The organism is Fibrobacter sp. (assembly GCF_045601785.1).
Taxonomy (GTDB): domain Bacteria; phylum Fibrobacterota; class Fibrobacteria; order Fibrobacterales; family Fibrobacteraceae; genus Fibrobacter.
In genome coordinates this window covers 75,340-94,121 of sequence record NZ_JAZSAF010000023.1, presented here as the reverse complement: position 1 = coordinate 94,121, position 18,782 = coordinate 75,340, and the positions used below count along the sequence as shown (strand labels likewise).

The 18,782-nt window shown below is 52.5% G+C and carries 13 protein-coding genes; 8 read left to right on the top strand and 5 right to left on the bottom strand.

Translation table 11 applies throughout. The features are described from left to right. Positions 1-11 precede the first annotated feature (11 nt). The 3 genes from ACKI61_RS04050 to ACKI61_RS04040 are packed head-to-tail and all read right to left on the bottom strand — an operon-like array spanning position 12 to position 5,218. The gene (locus ACKI61_RS04050) at positions 12-1,385 is read right to left on the bottom strand and encodes a restriction endonuclease subunit S (protein WP_407456502.1); all 1,374 of its coding nucleotides are present in this window, start codon (positions 1,383-1,385) and stop codon (positions 12-14) included. After that, entirely contained in the window at positions 1,385-2,701 is a 1,317-nt protein-coding gene (locus tag ACKI61_RS04045; RefSeq protein ID WP_407456501.1) for a hypothetical protein, read from the bottom strand. Before ACKI61_RS04045 ends, ACKI61_RS04050 begins: the two co-directional genes overlap by 1 nt. Before the next feature lie 33 nt (positions 2,702-2,734). Then, on the bottom strand, positions 2,735-5,218 hold the full coding sequence (locus ACKI61_RS04040) for an N-6 DNA methylase (RefSeq protein ID WP_407456500.1): 2,484 nt from the start codon (positions 5,216-5,218) through the stop codon (positions 2,735-2,737). 221 nt (positions 5,219-5,439) lie between these two features. Here ACKI61_RS04040 and ACKI61_RS04035 point away from each other — a divergent pair, with 221 nt between their 5' ends. From ACKI61_RS04035 to ACKI61_RS04015, 5 genes are read left to right on the top strand one after another with little or no spacing between them, the layout of a single operon-like run. Next, a complete protein-coding gene (locus tag ACKI61_RS04035) occupies positions 5,440-5,721 on the top strand; it encodes an ORF6N domain-containing protein (protein WP_407456499.1) in 282 nt (93 codons plus the stop codon). After that, a complete protein-coding gene (locus tag ACKI61_RS04030; protein WP_407456498.1) occupies positions 5,718-6,440 on the top strand; it encodes a DUF4783 domain-containing protein in 723 nt (240 codons plus the stop codon). The genes ACKI61_RS04035 and ACKI61_RS04030 overlap by 4 nt, the downstream gene beginning before the upstream one ends. A gap of 58 nt (positions 6,441-6,498) precedes the next feature. Continuing rightward, positions 6,499-7,314, top strand: coding sequence for a TIGR02452 family protein (locus tag ACKI61_RS04025; protein ID WP_407456497.1), 816 nt, complete (start codon positions 6,499-6,501; stop codon positions 7,312-7,314). 25 nt (positions 7,315-7,339) lie between these two features. Further along, entirely contained in the window at positions 7,340-8,551 is a 1,212-nt protein-coding gene (locus ACKI61_RS04020) for an SGNH/GDSL hydrolase family protein (protein ID WP_407456496.1), read from the top strand. A gap of 32 nt (positions 8,552-8,583) precedes the next feature. Next, a complete protein-coding gene (locus tag ACKI61_RS04015) occupies positions 8,584-9,579 on the top strand; it encodes a bile acid:sodium symporter family protein (RefSeq protein ID WP_407456495.1) in 996 nt (331 codons plus the stop codon). 45 nt (positions 9,580-9,624) lie between these two features. Here the strand turns inward: ACKI61_RS04015 and ACKI61_RS04010 are convergent, their stop codons facing one another. Continuing rightward, complete coding sequence (locus tag ACKI61_RS04010; protein ID WP_407456494.1) at positions 9,625-11,193, bottom strand: glycosyl hydrolase family 8; 1,569 nt, start codon at positions 11,191-11,193, stop codon at positions 9,625-9,627. A gap of 152 nt (positions 11,194-11,345) precedes the next feature. Between ACKI61_RS04010 and leuS the strand changes: the two genes are divergently transcribed. After that, the gene (leuS, locus tag ACKI61_RS04005; RefSeq protein WP_407456493.1) at positions 11,346-14,039 is read left to right on the top strand and encodes a leucine--tRNA ligase; all 2,694 of its coding nucleotides are present in this window, start codon (positions 11,346-11,348) and stop codon (positions 14,037-14,039) included. Between the two features lie 279 nt (positions 14,040-14,318). On the opposite strand, the gene ACKI61_RS04000 is transcribed toward leuS, so the two are convergent. Next, the gene (locus ACKI61_RS04000) at positions 14,319-14,537 is read right to left on the bottom strand and encodes a type II toxin-antitoxin system RelB/DinJ family antitoxin (RefSeq protein ID WP_407456516.1); all 219 of its coding nucleotides are present in this window, start codon (positions 14,535-14,537) and stop codon (positions 14,319-14,321) included. A gap of 419 nt (positions 14,538-14,956) precedes the next feature. Here ACKI61_RS04000 and ACKI61_RS03995 point away from each other — a divergent pair, with 419 nt between their 5' ends. Both ACKI61_RS03995 and ACKI61_RS03990 read left to right on the top strand, forming a co-directional pair. After that, positions 14,957-16,885 (top strand): Gfo/Idh/MocA family oxidoreductase, encoded by a 1,929-nt coding sequence (locus tag ACKI61_RS03995; RefSeq protein ID WP_407456492.1) that lies wholly within the window; start codon positions 14,957-14,959, stop codon positions 16,883-16,885. 21 nt (positions 16,886-16,906) lie between these two features. Beyond that, positions 16,907-18,745, top strand: coding sequence for an ATP-binding cassette domain-containing protein (locus tag ACKI61_RS03990; RefSeq protein WP_407456491.1), 1,839 nt, complete (start codon positions 16,907-16,909; stop codon positions 18,743-18,745). The last annotated feature ends 37 nt before the right edge of the window (positions 18,746-18,782 follow it).

The following is an 18,782-nucleotide window of genomic DNA, read 5'->3' as shown; positions in this document are numbered from 1 at the left end:
AGATATCTCCCTTATAAAAGTCTGATTTTTCCGGTGAGGAGTTGTTGCATCATGCCGGTTTTGAGGGTGCGGTATTTTTCGAGTTTGGTTTCGAGGGCCGAGATTTCGGTGTCCATGTCGCTGAGGACGTTTGCGATGGCAGTTTGTTCTTCGATGGTAGGAGGAAGCGCTATTTGTAACTTTTTCATCTGCTGAAGATTTACGCCTGGCTGCCCCGTTCTTGCGGATTCACTGACAATCCAATCTTGATAGTATTTTGTTAATGTGCTGTAGAATACAAATTTTGAATTTGCTTCGCAAACATTCATTTTTATCAAAAAGCCCGCAAATATCAATTTACCATCTTTAGAATCATACAAATAAGTTTTCCCAACACTTGCTCCAGTTCGAGCGATAAGCAAATCATTTTCTTGAACGACATGCTTATTTTCATAAAAAGAAGGAGATGTTAGTGGAGATGGTATAAATCTATGACTATCATCATCAATATCAGTAATTCTAATATACTTGGTTCTTCCATTAAAAGAAACGGCCTCTGCGCTTACACCGTAAGAGCAATTTTGTGTGATAGATCCTAGATTTTTCACATCCCAATCAATGGGAATCATTCCGAGTTCGGTCATTTTGTAGCCACTGGATTCTTCGACTTCGCGCTTTGCGCTTCGCTCAGAATGACACTCCTTTCGTCTTTCGTCTGTAGGGCGTGAGCCCGTTCTTTCGTCTGAGCCGAATCCGGGGAGGCGTTTCTTGCCGGTGAGGAGTTGTTGCATTGCACCTTGTTTGATGTTTTTCTTTTTGGCGATGAGTTTTTCTAGGTTCGCGATTAGGGCGTCAACATCGGAGAGGGCGTTTGCAATGCGCTGTTGTTCTTCTATTTTTTTCGGATACGCAATCTCAATTTCCTTAAAATTATTAAGAACAATTCTTGGAACACCAGTCCCTGTTTTATAGTCAGAAAGAACTTTGTTTACAAAATCTTCTTTTTTGAAATAATGAGCGAAATAATGGCTGTCAATCTTTTTCTTATTAGGTCTAAGGATTGCTATAGACGACAATATTACTATCGGTAATTCATCATCCATAACAAAGGCGTATTTCAAAATAGAACCATCTTTTGCAATAAGAACATCATCCTTTTCTGGACGGCAACCATTTCGTTCTAATTTTAAATAATCATTTTTTGATATTTGTTTACAGTCAGAGAAGCAAAATCCCAAATCCGTCATATCTTTGACAGATGGCATATAATATCCATTATCAACCTCTTTGGGGCTTTCATGGGATCCATCCGTTACCTTTGTGCATAAGCCTTTAATAGGCAAAACTTCCCAATCGCTTGGTATCATCCCGACTTCGGTCTGTTTTAATTTTGGTTTATCAGTCATTATTTTTTTAACTCATTTATGCTTTGTGCAATAGGTTTGACCAATTCGGCAATCGATTCCGCGTCTAGCTTTGAAAATTTGTACTCTTTAGTCGATATAATTGGTTTCGTGTATAATTTTTCAACAGTATCCATCAGTAATTTTTGCATTTCTTCCTTAGAGCAGGATTCCAGTTGCTGCAAATATGCGGTTAATGTAATGGCGACTGATTCTCTAAAGGCATATTCTTCGTATAAAGTTCGCTCTTTATTGTATTCATTTAGAGAGTATCCAAATGCAAATACCATCAAGGAAGATTTAATGACATTTATCAAAATGTCTGCCCATATCATACCAGTATTCGCTTTCAAACAAGTAAATACTACACAAATCCAAATGATTGTCAAAATTAATGTTACGAGACTTGTTATCAACCAGAATGTGACTTTTTTGCTTATGCGTTGCTTCCGCATATTAAAACTATGGCTTAATGTGCCGTCAGCAATATAGCCCATCATCTTTTTTATTTCTGCAAGATGTCCTTCTGCTTCTGACCTATTTCTTGCGATTTCACCAAAAACGGCTTTGGACGAGTCCATGAAGGCCTCAGTTTTACTAATATGTTCTGAAATAGTTTTTTCCCTTTCTTGGAGTTCGTTCTCTTTATTTTGCAACGCAGTTATCAAATTTGAGCATCTTGTATTTGCATCGGTGATGGATTGTTCTAGTGTCTGCGTATTTTTTTGAATTCCAGAGATTTTCAATAAGCTGTCATTGGCTGATTTTACATTATCTTGAATTTGTTTTTTTAAATCCCCCTGCTTCTTTAATTCTTCGTTTATTGTGTTTTTTACATCCATTACATCCTTTTTCAAAGCATCAATAGATTTCAATTTTTCTGAAATCTGAATGCTTTTGCTTTCTATATCCGCAGTGGATGTTATTGTATTTTTATTGGAAATGCCATAAAATCCATTATCTATTTGATATCTTACCAAATTACGTAACGGTTGGGCAACCTCCTTATACTTAGCATTTTTCAAATGAACAACGATCATCTGTAAATAGCTCTGCAGGTTAGCTTGGGGCGTTTGACCAGGAATGTTATTAAACGGCAATAGCTGCCAATCATCGCTATTCAATCTAATTTCAAAGTTTTTGCAGACTCTCTTTGCTAAGGCTAGTAAGTCAGGGACAGAATAATCTAGAAAGTATTCATTTTCTGGAAGACCGTCTTTATACTTGTTGCTCATAGCCTCTTCAAAAAGATTTTGGCTTTCGGCGCTAAAAAAAGCGTCTATGACATCAAGGATAGATTGTCTTTGTGATGCGTTCATATAGTGAATGCCCTTTTTGATTATAGAATTTATTTAAAAGGTAAATCCCATTTCTTTGAGGTGGTTCTTGACTTTGGTTTCGTAGTCGGCGACGGTTGCTTCGAGGTCAGGGAGCGTGTTTTCGTAGCGGTCGGCGAGTTCGGTCACACGGGTTGCAATTTTGTGGCTGGTGGTGTCGTAGAGGCTCTTGATTCCTTCGAAAATATCAAAGCTCCACTTCTGTTTTACGAGCAGGTCCTTGATTTCTTTTTCGGTGAGTTCCGCGTACTTGTTCTTGACGGATTCGTCCAGGGCCTTGTTCAGTTCCTTGACAATGCCAGCCTGCTTTTTCGCGGTGTCGGCAAGTTCGGTGTATTTGGCGAGCACTTCGTATTCTTCGCTCTTGCCACTTGTCTTTTGCTTTTTCAGTTCCTTCAGTTTGGTGGCAATTTTCTTTGCGTCCAGGTCTTCGCTTTCTTCCTTGGTGTATTCGGCCAGCACGCTGCCTTCGCCGCTATTTTCTTCCACGAATTCTTCGAGCCTGGACTCACTTTCGGCGACAACTTGTTCGGCGCGTTCGATTTCGGCCTGTTCCTTGGCAAAGTAAACGCGCTCGATGACGATCTTGGGCAAAAGTTTGCCTTCCCAGCCGATTTCCTTGGGCTCGGCCTTTTTCTTGCCATCATTTTTTCCGGTTGGTGAGCTTGCCGAACCATTCTTGGATTCTTTCTTGAAGATTTTCACGATTTCGGCACCGGCCATGTAGCCGTCGTACTTGAGCACGAAAACGTCGTCGCTCATGGTTTCTTGCCAGTAGGCGAGCAGCACCTGGTAAACGTCGTAAAAGTCCACGAGTTCAATGTGGCGGAATTCGTTTATCAGCGATTCCGAGAGTTCTATGATAAACTTCTTCACATCTACCGTGCCGTCGATGTTCATCAACTTCTTGGAAGACTTCTTGAGCCATGCGTCAAAGGCGTTGTCAATCTGTTCGGCGTAGGCCTTGAATTCTTCGTCGTTGAAGATTGCGCTGCGGATTTCGTCTTTTTCTACCTTGAGCTGGTAATAGCCCGCACGGAATTTCTTGAAGAGTTTGTTCTTGAGGCCCGGGAAAATATCCCAGTAGCGTTTTAAGGAATCCACGTCGCCCGCGGGGATGCCGCCGTTCAAATGGGCGTCGATGGACTGCTCGTCTTCAGCGTCGCCGCTGTCGATGTAACGCGGGATGTTCAGGTTGTAACCGTTCTTGACCTTGATTTCTTCCATCGGGACAAAGCGCGCGTACTTGGGGTCGTCTTCGATGCGGTTCACGAAGGTCTGCACAATCTTGTGGATGTCGCGTTCGCGCAGGCGATTCTTGGGGCCGTCTTTCACAAAGTCGTGGCTTGCGTCAATCATGAAGATGCCGCCGCCCATCCCTTGGCGTTCGGCAGCGTCTTCCTTATCCATCACGATGATGCAGGCGGGAATGCCCGTGCCGTAGAAAAGGTTCGCAGGGAGCCCGATAATGCCCTTGATGTAGCCGCGGTCAATGATGTTTCGGCGGAGGGATTCTTCGGCGTTGCCACGGAACAGCACGCCGTGGGGCAAAATCACTGCCGCCTTGCCGGTGGGCTTAAGCGACTTGAGGATGTGCAAAAGCCAAGCGTAGTCGCCGTTCTTTTCGGGCGGGCGATCGTCATAGCCATCGAAGCGGCCAAATTCCTGCAAGCCGTCGGTCCAGTTCTTGAGCGAGAACGGAGGATTCGCGACCACAAAGTCAAAACGCTTCAACGCGCCGTTATCCAAATATTGCGGGTTCGAGAACGTGTTGCCCGACTTGATTTCGCCACTTGCCTTGTTGTGGAGAACCAGGTTCATTTTTGCGAGGCCTGCCGTCGTGGTTTCTTTTTCCTGGCCGTAAATGGCGATGTCGAAGGGGGCCTCGTCAGCTGCGCGAATGAGGAGCGAGCCCGAACCGCACGCGGGGTCGTAAATGGTCGTGTTCCTGTTCTTGACTTTCCCCAGGCCGATGACTTTCGCCAAGATGCGGCTGACTTCTGCCGGGGTGTAGAACTGGCCCTTGCTCTTGCCGCTTTCGGTGGCGAAGTTGCGCATCAGGTATTCGTAGGCATCGCCTAGAATGTCGTCGCCGCCTGCCTTGTTGTTGCTGAAATTGAATTCCGGGCGTTCAAAGATAGACACGAGGCCGGTCAGGGTATCGACCATGTCCTTGCCGTTGCCGAACTTGGAATTGTCGAAGAACTTTGCGTTGTCGATGACGCCTGTCAAGTTGTTTGCTTCGGCGAGTTTCGCGATGGCCTTGTCCATCTTTTCGCCAATGTCCTTGTTGTTCTTGAGCGCGACGAGGTCGTCAAAACTACCGCCTGCCGGGACGTTGATATCGGCGTACTTCTGACCCTTGAACTTGTCGGTCACGTACTTCACAAAAAGGAGCGTCAGAATGTAGTCCTTGTACTGGCTTGCGTCCATGCCGCCGCGCAGTTTGTCACAAGATTCCCAGAGAGAAGAGTAGAGTTCGTTCTTCTTGATAGCCATATAAAAACGCTAGGTAGAGAGGGGCTTAGTTTGTTTCGTAAATATATATAAATGGGGGTGAGAGTTGCGATATTTTTGTTGCGTCCGGGGTTTTAGGGGGCGGCCTCCCCCTTTCAAAAAAATCGCGTGGGCCTATTGACAAACTGGATTTTTGAATCTATATTTAGTGCACAAGTGTGTAGTCTTTGGTGTTTTTCGCTTGTATGCCAGAGGAGTTGACGATGAAGAAAGATGTTGTGGCCAGTGCGGCCGGGGCCATCGTGCCGAAAAAGTCCGAATTTTCCCTGATAGACGAGGATTTGCTCAAGTCGCGGATATATACCATCCGCGGGGTAAAGGTCATGCTCGATGCCGACTTGGCGGAGATTTACGGGTATAGCACCGGAGCCTTTAATCAGCAGGTGAAAAACAACATTGAAAAATTTGACGATGATTTCCGGTTTCAGATAACACAAACGGAATTCTCCGGTTTGATATCAAAATTTTTGATATCAAACCGATGACGGTTCTTAAGGGCGAGCAGGCGACCGCACAGAGCAAGGCCCTCATCCGTCTTTTCAAGCAGATGAAGGACTACATTGCAGCGGAGAACAAGCAATTGCTAGGAAATGACGGAATTGCTCAAATCGCATTGCAGACTGCACAAAATTCGAGGGATATCGCGAAACATTCTGCCGGTATTAGGGAACTTTCTGGTGAAGTCCATGATATGCGTGAAAATCTCGGAAAGGTGAACCTGGACCTACAAAAAGTCATGAAAAATTTCATTGACCCGAGCACCTTCATGCACTTCTTGATTCTGAACGGGCAGCGGTTTGAGGCCGATGTCGCCTACACGCAGATTTACGGCATGGCGAAGAAGTCGGTGCTGATTGTGGACGACTACCTGGATGTAAAGACTCTCGACTTGCTGCGGTGCGTGGCGAAGGGTGTTTCGGTCCAGATTTTCAGCGAACAGCACGGGCGTACCCGCCTGACCGAGAGCATGCTGGCGGACTTCAGGGCAGCACGCCTGGATGTGGAGCTTGGCGATGTTCGTGCCACGGGGAACGTGTTCCACGACAGGTACATCTATCTGGATTTCGGGACCGTCAGCGAGAAACTTTTCCACTGCGGGGCGTCAAGCAAAGATGCCGGCAACAAGATTACGACCATCATGCAGCTGGAAGGTATCGCGGGGTATCGCGCACTGTTCGAGAGGCTGTTGCGAGAGGGGGAATAGGTCGCCCTCGCCGCCCCCTCCTCTTGACATTTCCCCGCAAAAAAGCGATATTAAAAGTATGCAGAATAAAATCAATTATAGAGAATTGAATGTCACCGTGTTCAACGACACGGCGGAACGTTGCCGCACAAATGCGCGGCTCCGCGAGTCCATCGCGCAGTCAAGGCGGGCGCAGAAGTTTACGGGCGAACGCGAGGGCGTCGCTGTCGAGAGCCGGAATATCCATGCGGAGCGGGCCAAGGTCATCGTTTCGCAGAAGCGCACGTTCGAGGCGGCGCAGGCGTATGCGGGCACCAGGGTCGCGGTGCTCAACTTCGCCTCGGCATCGCACCCGGGCGGCGGCGTCACGACGGGGGCGGGCGCACAGGAAGAATGCCTCTGCAGGTGTTCTACCCTGTACAGCTGCCTTACCGACCCAAAGATGTGGGAACTCTTCTACGAGCCACACCGCCGCAACAGAACCGCGTTGCATACCGACGACTGCATCTACACGCCGGGAGTGACCGTGTTCAAGACCGATGTCTCGGCCCCCGAACTGCTGGGCGAAACGGACTGGTACAACGTGGATGTCATCACGTGCGCGGCACCGAACCTGCGCTATGGAGATGTCAGCATTATCGACGAGGCGCTCAAGCAGCTGCACATCAAGCGGCTCCGCCGCATCCTGGATATCGCCATTTTGAACAAAGTAGAAAACATCGTGCTGGGCGCGTTCGGCTGCGGTGCATTCATGAACGACCCGAAGGTCGTGGCGGCCGCCAACGCCGAGGTTATCAAGGACTATCTTTTTGCCTTCAAGACCATCGAGTTCGCGGTATTCTGCCGCCCCGAATACGAACAGAATTACAGGGAATTCTGCAAGGCACTGCTATAACTCCCATTTTATCTATCTTTGGCACATGCCAGAGAAATTTTCGAAATGGGTGGCCTGCTGGGGCAACGCTACCTCTATCACAGACCGCAAAGAAGCCACTTACGCCAAGGACTTGACGCTCCGCTACCCGATACGCGCGTGCTTTTCGGGGAACAAGTTGCGGTTCCATTTTTCGAACCTTACCGGCACGGAACCCGTGACGATTAGCGAGGCGTATGTCGCGCATTCCGCGCAGTCCTCGTCGCATTCCCAGGCAACCTCCGCGCAGTCCACTGCCAGCGAAACAAGTGCCGCGCAGTCCGAATATGCGCCTACAGCAATTACATTCGGCTGCAGCACTTCTGGCACGATTCCCGCGGGCGAAGAAATCCTGAGCGACGAAATCGCATTCGACGTGACCGCAGGCGAAACATTCAATGTAAGCCTCTACTTCGCAGACTTCACGCAGATGAACGCGGGCACGGCCATCACGGGCCCGCTTTCGGGCGGCAAGTACAGCTACGGCAACTTCGCAAAATCGGCAACGCTCCCTGACGACTTAACGCGCAAAACCAACTGGATTTATTTCCTGAACACCATCGACATTTTCACCGAAGAAAAGAACTTTGCGCTGGTGTGCTTTGGCGACTCCATCACCGCGCAGGACTGGCCCGACTACCTCACGCTTCGTTGTGCACGCGAGGGTTTCAACAACGTGGCGATTATCCGCCGCGCGGTGAGCGGCACACGAATCCTCCGCGAATACAGCTGTATCACCTACGCCGCTTACGGCCTTAAAGGTGCCACGCGTTTCCCCATCGAGATGAACGTAGCGGGTGCTCGCGCTGTCATTATCCAGCATGGCATCAACGACATCATCCACCCTGTCGGTGTGGAAGTCAACAAGTTCCGCCCCTGGAGCGACATGCCCACGGCAGATGACCTCATCAACGGAGTCCGCACGCTCTACATTACGCACGCGCGCAAGCTCGGGCTCAAGGTTTACAGCGGGACGCTCCTGCCCATTTACGGTTGGCGCACCTACAACGAAAACCGCGATATCATCCGCACGGCATTCAACGAATGGCTCCGTACCGCCCCCGATTTTGACGGCTGCGTCGATTTTGACAAGGCGGTGCGCGGTCACGACAACCCGAAACAGTTCGAGGGTGGGTTCGATTCGGGCGACCATTTGCACCCGAGCGCAAAGGCGTACGAGGCCATGGCCGAATGTGTGCCCGAAGAACTGCTTAAGTAGCTTTTTTCGTTGCCGTTTCCTATATTTGGGACATGCTTAAGTTGATCAAGGCTTTTTGCCGTCTGCTTTCTAACTACGCTTCCCCCTTCGTTATCGCAAGCGCAATTGTCGCATTCTTCGTGCCCATCGCATTTGGCTGGGTTCACGGGAACGTATCCTCCATTATTCTCGGCGTCATCATGCTGAGCATGGGCCTCACCATTTCGATGGACGATGTCCGCAATTTGATGAAGCAGCCGCTTCACATTTTGCTTGGTGCGGTGGCGCAATACACCATCATGCCGTTTGTGGCGTTCGGCCTTACAAAGGTTTTTGGGCTGGACCCCTACCTTGCCGTGGGCATCATTTTGGTGGGTTGCTGCCCAGGTGGTGTTTCGAGCAATGTCATGAGCTTTTTGGCCAGGGGCGATGTCACGTATTCCGTGAGCATGACCATGGTGAGCACGCTGCTTGCACCGCTGATGACCCCGCTGCTTGTGCTGTGGCTTGCGGATACCAGCATCGATGTGAACGCGAAGGGAATGTTCCTGAATATTTTGTATGTGACCATCGCACCGATTACCATCGGGTTCCTTTGCAATTATTTCCTGGGTAAACGCGCTGTGTTTAAAGAAATCCAGGCAAACATGCCCGCGGTGAGCGTGATTGGCCTCATGCTGATTGTCGGGGGTGTGGTGGTGACGGTTCGCCCGCAGCTCTTGACCAACGGGTTCTCGCTGATTTTCCTGGTGCTTGCAGTGGTGTTCTGCCACAATGCGCTCGGCTATGTTCTAGGTTACGGCGTGGGTCGGCTTTTCAAGTTCAATACCGCTAAAAAACGCACGATTGCAATCGAAGTCGGTGTGCAGAATGCGGGTATGGCGACGGTGCTTGCCATGGCGTTCTTTGCGAACCCCGAGAATGTGGCGAAGAATCCCGAAGCGGTGCTCTGCATGGTGCCCTGCGCCTTGAGCTGCGCTTACCATTCCATCAGCGGAACGGTGCTTGCGAATATCTTCGCTTGGCGCGACAAGAAAAAGGCGCACTAAAAAAGCGCGGTAGAACCGCGCCTTCAATCAAATTTTTCCGAATTTTTAGTTCAGGATCAGTTTGCGGGTGTAGCGGCTGTTTTTGCTCTGGGCCGTTACGGTGTAGACGCCTCGGCTTGCAGCATTCCACTGGAATTCGCGGCCGTAGCCGCTTGCTACCTTGTGTCCCTTCATGTCGTAGACGTTCCATGTAGCGTCGGCGTGGAGCGAAAGCTGCACGGTAGATCCCATACGGTTTAGGCGGATGCCGTCTTTTGCGGCGATGCGCTTTGAAGAACTGTGGATGCCAAGCGTTGATTCGTCACCCGGGGTATTTTCCTTGGGGTTGTCGATAGCGTCGATGACATTTACGAATGTGCCACTCATCATCGAGGCGCCGAACCAGGCGAGGAACTGGTCAAAGTACATCTCGTTGTGGAGCGTGTCCTCGATGCCGCCGGTGGGGTCCTTGGCGACGCCGAAGTAGTCGCCGCCTTCGTAGAACTTGCCGAGCTCTTCGCTGAAGGCAATGCGGTCTGTTTTCTCGCCCACCGCCATCGCTGCAGTTGCCCACATGCCAATGGTCAGGTGGCTGTGTTCGCGGCGGTAGCGCCAGGTGTCCTTGTTCTTGCTGTCGTTGAAATCGGTCCAGATGTCGTCGGCGGGCAGGAGCTCGCCGGGCTTTTCAATTTGGTAGAAGTTCGCTGCAGAGGGGCCGCCCTTTCCGTTGATAAAGGCGAGGGCATTCTTGAGAAAATCTTTAGCTCGCGATTCGTCAAACCAAATGGCATCAATGGCGACTCGCCACAAGATGCGGATGGCGTCCTTGAAGAAGGCTCGGCTGTCGAAGTAGGCGTTGTAGCCGAGTCCGCTATTTACCCAGCCTCCATTGGGTTGCATCCAGTCGGGGATCATACCCATGCTGTAGCCGGGGCTGTTGGCCAGAATCTCGTAGGTCTTTTCGACGACTTTGTTCCAGCGGTCTCCATTGCTGTCGAACTTTGCAAATATCTTGTACCATGCCGGCGAGAAATAGCCGGGGTTCACGAAGTCTTCGCCGCCCCAGCCTGCGCCCGGGGCGAGAATGCCGGAACTTGTGATCTGTCCGCTGCTCCACATGCAGTCAAGAATTTTCTTGGCGTGGTCGGCGTATCCGTAGCCGAACTTTGTTGATGTGTAGGGCTGCCACTTGCCTGCGGAAACTAATTTGTCTGCAAAGATGAGTGAGAGGGCGACGTCTTCTTCGGCGTCGGTTGCTGCTCCCGTGCCGCTAATTTTGCCGTCGGGTGCCATTTGCCAGTTGTAATAGCAGCCGCCCCACATCTTTTCGTTGGCGGTTTCCCAGATGGTATTGAAGTGGTCCTGGTCGTTGGCGAAGAGCGCGACGAGCATGCCGTAGCCGACGGCTTCGCTCACGGCGTCACCCGGGGTCTCGCTTTTGGGGCGGTGAATGAGCCCCTTGCCGTTGGAGTAAGGGTCGATGTTTCTGCGGATGAGCCCCTGCCAGGTGCTGTCGAGTGCGGCTTTCCAGTAGGAAACGTCTACCTTGGGCTGCGCATTGGGCAGGTCGAGGACTGCCTGAGAGTAGCTGATGGCCCCTACGACACAGAGGGACAAAACCTTAAAAAAATGCATATAGCCTCCATTGCCCAAACGTCATCCCTGATAGGATATATAGTAAAAAGAAAACGCGGCCCCAATTGGGATCGGTCATTTTTTCTAAATTTTAGCGCGAAAATTTAATGAGGTCGCGGCGGGTTCGCCGTGGCGTTAGAGGTATAAAGCAAATGGCAAAGTACAATCCGCAAGAGATCGAAACCAAGTGGCAAGCCTACTGGGAAGAACATCAGACTTTCAAGACGGGCACCGATAAGTCCAAGCCCAAGTATTACTGCCTGGACATGTTCCCGTACCCGAGTGGCGCAGGCCTCCATGTGGGCCACCCCGAAGGTTACACCGCCACCGACATCATCTGCCGCTACAAGCGCAGCCGCGGTTTCAATGTGTTGCACCCGATGGGTTGGGACGCTTTCGGCCTCCCCGCTGAACAGTACGCCATTCAGACCGGTACGCACCCGGCCATTACCACCAAGAAAAACTGCGACAATTTCCGCCGCCAGATCAAGCGCCTCGGCCTCAGCTACGACTGGAACAAGGAAGTCAACACCACCGACCCGAAGTATTACAAGTGGACGCAGTGGATTTTCAAGCGCCTTTACGGCACCTGGTTCGATGAAGCCCAGCAGAAGGGCCGCCCCATCGAAGAACTCCCGATTCCTGCCGATGTGGAAGCCAAGGGCAAGGAAGAAGTCCGCAAGTACAAGGATTCGAAACGCCTCGCTTACTACGCCGACGCTCAGGTGTGGTGGTGCAAGCACTGCAAGATTGTTTGCGCAAACGAAGAAGTCTTGAACGACGGCAGCCACGAAAAGTGCGGCACCAAGGAAGTGGAACGCCGTAACCTGAAGCAGTGGCTCATGCGCATCCCGCTGTATGGCGACCGCCTGCTGAAGGGCCTCGACAAGCTCGACTGGCCGCAGGGCGTGAAGGACATGCAGAAGAACTGGATCGGCAAGAGCTACGGTGCCGAAGTGGATTTTGCGATTGCCGACGCTAACGGCAAGCCGACTGAAAAGAAGCTCCGCGTCTATACGACCCGTTGCGATACGCTGTTCGGTGCCACCTACATGGTCGTCGCCCCGGAACACGCGATGGTGCCGGAACTCACGACTGCCGAACAGAAGGCTGCCGTGGAAGAATATGTGCATGCCGCCGCCTTGAAGAGCGACCTCGACCGTACGGAACTTGCCAAGGAAAAGACCGGCGTGTTTACCGGTAGCTACGCCGTGAACCCGCTCACCGGCACCAAGATTCCGGTGTGGGTCGCTGACTACGTTTTGACCGGCTACGGCACTGGCGCTATCATGGCCGTGCCCGCTCACGATACCCGCGACTTCGATTTCGCGAAGAAGTTTAATTTGCCCGTCATCTGCATCATGGAACCCGATGCAAGCTGCCCGGTCGACGTTCGCCCGAAGGTTCTCGCTGGCGAAGCATGCTGGGCTGCCGACGGCACTTACATCAACAGCCAGAACGACACGCTTTGCCTGAACGGCCTCAACAAGAAGCAGGGTATCGCGAAGGTCATCGAATGGCTCGAAGCGAACAAGATCGGTAAGGCCACCGTGAACTACAAGCTCCGCGACTGGCTCTTCAGCCGCCAGCGCTACTGGGGCGAACCGTTCCCGATTATCCACTGGGAAGACGGCGAAATCTCTACCGTCGATGACGCCGAACTTCCGGTGCTGTTGCCGGAACTCAAGGATTACAAGCCGGGTGACGGCGGTCAGTCTCCGCTCGCAAATGCCACCGAATGGCTCCAGGTTACGGACAAGAACGGCCGCAAGGGTATCCGCGAGACGAACACCATGCCGCAGTGGGCAGGCAGCTGCTGGTATTACCTGCGCTACATCGACGCCTGCAACGGCGATGCATTTGTGGCAAAGGAACTTGAAAAGTACTGGATGCCGGTGGACCTCTATGTGGGCGGTGCCGAACACGCCGTGCTCCACCTGCTCTACAGCCGCTTCTGGCACAAGGTGCTCTTCGACCTTGGCCTCGTCTCTACCGACGAACCGTTCCAGAAACTCTTCAACCAGGGCATGATTCTCGCCTTCGCTTACGAAGATGCCGCGGGCTCCAAGGTCCCGACCGACGAAGTTGAGGAAAAGAACGGAAAGTTCTTCAAGAAGGGAACCGACATCGAGCTCAAGCAGATTGTGGCGAAGATGAGTAAGTCCCTCAAGAACGTCGTGAACCCCGATGACGTGGTGCGCGACTACGGTGCCGATAGCCTTCGCTTGTACGAAATGTTCATGGGCCCGCTGGACGCCGTGAAGCCGTGGCAGACCAAGGGCATCGAAGGCATGAACCGCTTCCTCGGCCGCGCCTGGCGCTCCGTGGTGGGTGATTCTGACGAAGCCCCGGTGTTCGTTGACGAGACTGCTCCCGAAGCTATCGAGAAGGTGATGCACCAGACCGTCATCAAGGTCACGAGCGACATCGAAAACATGAGCTTCAACACCGCGATTAGCCAGCTGATGATCTTCAACAACGAAATGATGAAGATGGACAAGCGCTACCGCGAACCGTGCGAAACCTTCGTGAAGTTGCTGCACCCGTTTGCCCCGCACATCGCTGAAGAAATGTGGAGTATCCTCGGCCACAACGAATCCCTCACGAACGTCGCCTGGCCCGAAGCCGACCACTCCAAGGCCGTGGAAAACACCGTGGAAGTCGTGTTCCAGGTGAACGGCAAGGTCCGCGCGAAGGCCTCTGTCGCCAAGGACATGGACAAGGCCGAACTTGAGAAGCTCGCCATGGACAACGACCGCGTTAAAGAGTTCATGAACGGCAAGACCGTCGTGAAGTCGATTGTTGTGCCGGGTAAGTTGGTCAACATCGTCGTTAAGCCGGCGTAATTCCACGACGTCATTGCGAGGGGCGAAGCCCCGAAGCAATCCAAAACATTTCAGACCGTAGCCTAACCGCTGCGGTCTTTTTTTCACCCTCCGCAAAACATAAGCGAAACCACAATCCCCACGAAAATGAGTATTGGCAGCACTTTCAACAGCAAGGTAATGGCGCAGGCTTCCCCTGCGCCTTCTTCCTATTTCTTGAACAAATCGCTGTGCGAACCTGTTCGCGTCAGCGTCAATATGAGCGCATCGCCCGAAATCTTGATGTGGTTTAGATTTCCATTAATCGTCCAGGATGTCCTTGATCATTGCGTTTGCGTTCTTGTAGGATTTGGCCTTGCGTTTTCCTGACGCGATTTCGTTTGCTTCGGCCATGGCGGCGATAGTCTCGTCGTTGGGAGTGTCAAGGGCGATCTCGAACGGGATTTTGCGGAGACGGACGACCTGTTTCAAGAAGACGGTAATTGCCGTGGACATGTTCATCCCGAGCTGGTTGAACAGGCTTTCGGCTTGCGTTTTGAGCTTTGAATCGATTCTTGCGCTGATTGTATTAAATTTTATCCATATTTACCCGCTACAGAACATTAAAGACGCCTCAATCCCCTCGAAAATCTGGAATGGTCGTATAGAGCCCCTCTGAACAGAAAATTACAAAACTTGTCATTTTATGACATCTGAATGAATAGTGTCCGACCCTTATCATGACGAAGACTGGTCTGGCAAGGGCCGGGTGACCTACTATGTGAATATACAGCCTGATTTCCTGGTGGATACGGAGCGTGGCGCGCATCTTGTATAAAGGGGGGGGGCGCTGTTTACGCATGAGTCCATTTATAGGCGGTTGCGGGCTTTTGACATGCAAAAAATAAGTGTATATTGAATGCGTCGCGGGAGTCCGCATTTTTTTGAGGTTATTGCAAATGGAAACAGTTGGCAAGTCGGTTCTGAAGCTTGGAATTTTGGGTTGTGGGCATATTGCGACCAAGATGGCGGCTGCGGTCAAGGCGCTCGAGAGCCGCGGCATGGGTGTGGAAGCTTACGCGGTGGCATCGCGCACGCTCGACAAGGCAACAAAGTTTGCCGACGAGTACAAGTTTCAGAAGGCGTACGGCAGCTACCTTGAACTGGCCGAGGATCCGCAGGTAGACCTGATTTACGTGGCGACCCCGCATTCCGAACATTACAACAACATTTTGCTCTGCCTTGAGCACGGCAAGAATCTGCTGGTCGAAAAGGCTTTCACCGCAAATGCGCTGATGGCATCCGAAGTGGTCGCCCTTGCCGAAGAAAAGGGCGTTTTCCTTTGCGAGGCCATGTGGACGCGCTTTCTGCCTGCCGTGCAGATGGTGAAGGACTGGATCTTGGCGAGAAAAATCGGCAAGGTTGAAAGCGTGGAAGCCGACTTCTCGATGCCGCTGTCGCACATAGAGCGCCTGCGCAATCCGGCGCTTGCGGGGGGCGCCCTTTTGGATCTTGGCATTTACAGCCTGACCTTTGCGGATATCTTCTTGACGGATCCGCAGATTGGCGGCACCTGTGGCGAAGTGGAAAACCACATCGTGCAGACGAAGACGAGCTGCGTCAAGTTCGATACGGGTGTCGATGCGACCGACTGGATCGACCTTACCTATGCGAACGGGCAGGTGGCGCACCTGAAGACTTCGATGGTGGCGCCGCTTAAGAACGAAGGCGTTCTCTACGGTGCAAACGGCTTTATCCGCGTGCAGAACCTGAACGATATGGTGGAAATTCAGCTGTTCGACCGTAGCGGAACCCTGCTGGAATCGCTCACGCCGCCGCGCATCGAAAACTGCTACGAGTACGAGGTGCTTGCCTGCAAGGCGGCCCTTGAAAGGGGACTCAAGGAATGTGCCGAGATGCCGCACAGAAAGACGATGCAGATCATGACGCAGATGGACATGCTCCGTCAAAGCTGGGGAGTGTCCTACCCGTTCGAGCTCAGCCCGGGCGAAGTGTGGGACCGCAGCGGCGACAGGTCTTTCCTCGAAGTTTACGATATTGAATCGGGTGAAACAAGGTTGCTCAAGGAATTCGACAAGGTCATCGAGGCGCCCAACTGGAGTGCCGATGGAAAGTTCCTGACTTTCAATAGTGAAGGTCGCATCTACAGACTTGAAATCGAAAGTGGCGAGGTGACGGAAGTGCCGAGTTACTTTGTCAATAATTGCAACAACGACCATGTGCTTTCTCCGGATGGCCAGGGACTTTTCGTGAGTCACCACACCAAGGAAGACGGGCTTTCGCGCATCTACAAGATTTTCTTCGACGGTCGTATGCCGGAGCTTGTCACGCCGCTTGCCCCGAGCTACCTCCACGGTGTCACCGCCGACGGCTCGATGCTTGCCTATTGTGCGGAGCGCAACGGCGAATACGACATCTATGCGATTCCTGCTGCGGGCGGGAACGAGACGCAGCTCACGGTGGCGCTCGGCTTGAATGACGGCCCCGAATACGACTGCGACGGCGAATACATTTGGTTCAACTCGGTGCGCAGCGGTCGCATGCAGGCGTGGCGCATGAAGTCCGACGGCTCGGAACAGACACAGATGACCGACGATCCGCATTGGAATACCTGGTTCCCGCATATATCGCCGGACCGCAAGAAGGTCGTGATGCTTGCCTACCATGAACGCGATGTGCGCCCCGGCGAGCATGTGCCGAACAAGAATGTGGAAATCCGCTTGATGACGGGTAGCGACAAACTTGGCTGGAGCACGCCGCGAACAATCCTTAAGCTTTTTGGTGGACAGGGAACGATCAATGTGAATTCCTGGTCGCCTGACAGCCGAAAGTTCGCTTTTGTTCGGTACGAAAGGAAAAACGGTTAGGCATAATTCTAAATTTGTGCCATGCCGATTCTTTCTGCCCAGAACCTTCTTTTGCGCATAGGCGCGAATGCGCCGCTTTTGGACAACGTCTGCTTCGACATCGAGGCGTCCGACCGGATTTGCCTTGTTGGCCGTAACGGTTGCGGTAAGAGCACGCTTCTCAAGGTGCTCAGCGGCGAGATGGAGGCCCAGTCGGGCGACATCGTCAAGAAATCGGGACTCAAGATTTCGCGCATGATCCAGGAGATTCCTGCCCATATCGAGGGGACTGTCCGCGATGTGGTGATGGCGGGGGTGTTGGCCGATGGCAGCCATGACACTCATGCCGAGGCGATTCTTGGAAAGACGGGGATAGACCCCGATGCGCTTTACGACAGCTTGAGCGGAGGCCAGAAGCGCCGCGTGCTTTTTGCGCAGGCCTTGGCGCAGGACCCTGATTTACTTTTGCTGGACGAGCCCACGAACCACCTGGACATTCCGGCGATCCAGTGGCTCGAAGGAATCGTGACGCGCTTGAATTGTGCCTTACTTTTTGTTAGCCACGACCGCACCTTTGTGCGTCGGGTGGCGACTCGCATTTTTGACTTGGACCGTGGCCGCGTGCGTTGCTGGGATTTCCCCTACGACAAGTTCGTACAGTTCCGCGACCAGGCGCTTGCCGAAGAAGACAAGGCGAACGCGCTTTTCGACAAGAGGCTCGCCGAAGAAGAGGTGTGGATTCGCAAGGGAATCCAGGCGAGGCGGACCCGGAACGAGGGCCGCGTGCGCGCGCTCATAAAAATGCGCGAGGAGCGTGCTGCGCGCCGCACCCGAACGGGCAATGTGAATATGCAGATCACCGAGGCCGACCGTTCGGGTCGCCTGGTGGCGCGCCTTACCGACGTGAGCTACTCCTACGACGGCGCGCCGCTCATCAGCGGGCTTTCGACGGAAGTTTCCCGCGGAGACCGCATCGGAATCGTGGGGCCGAACGGTTCCGGAAAGACGACGCTTTTGCGGCTGATTTTGGGCGAGCTCACTCCCGATTCCGGCGACGTGCGCCTGGGAACGAACCTGCAGATAGCCTATTTTGACCAGATGCGCACCCGTCTCCGCGAAGACAAGTCCCTGGTGGAAAACATTGCCGATGGCCAGCAGTATGTGACGCTGAACGGCGTGAAACGCCACGTGTTGAGCTACCTGCAGGACTTCCTGTTCTCGGCAGACCGCGCCCGTGGCCCCATCAGTGCGCTTAGCGGCGGTGAACGCAACCGCCTGCTGCTTGCCTGCCTCTTTAGCCACCCGAGCAATGTTCTGGTGCTCGACGAACCGACGAACGACCTGGACATGGAAACGCTTGACCTGCTCGCGGAACTCCTTGCCGACTACAAGGGAACGGTGCTTACGGTAAGCCACGACCGCGCCTTTTTGGATTCTGTTGCGACAAGTATTCTGGCGATTGAAGACGGCGGAAACGTCTTTGAATCGGTGGGCGGTTACAGCGACTACGAGGCGAAGAAAAAGGTCCGCGACAAGGAAGCTGCCGCCGCGGCGCGTATTGCCGCCGAAAAGGAAGCGGAAAAGCAGGCGAGGTCCGCGCAGAACTCGGGGGCTACTGATGCTTCGCCGTCTCAGGGTGCAGGGGCGTCGGCCGCGAAAAAGAAAAAGCGCAGCTACAACGAGGAGCGCGAATACGCCGTCCTCCCCGAAAAAATCGAAAAGCTCGAAAGCGAAATTGCCGAACGCCAGACGGAACTTTCGAAGCCCGAGGTGTTCACCAATGCCGCCCGTATCGTGGAGCTGCAGAAAGAGATCGCCGACCGCGAGGCGGAACTCGAAAAGGCCTACGAACGCTACGAGGAACTAGACTCGCTGGGCTGATGGGTTTTTAGAGGTGGTGTACCTAGGCGAAAGTTAA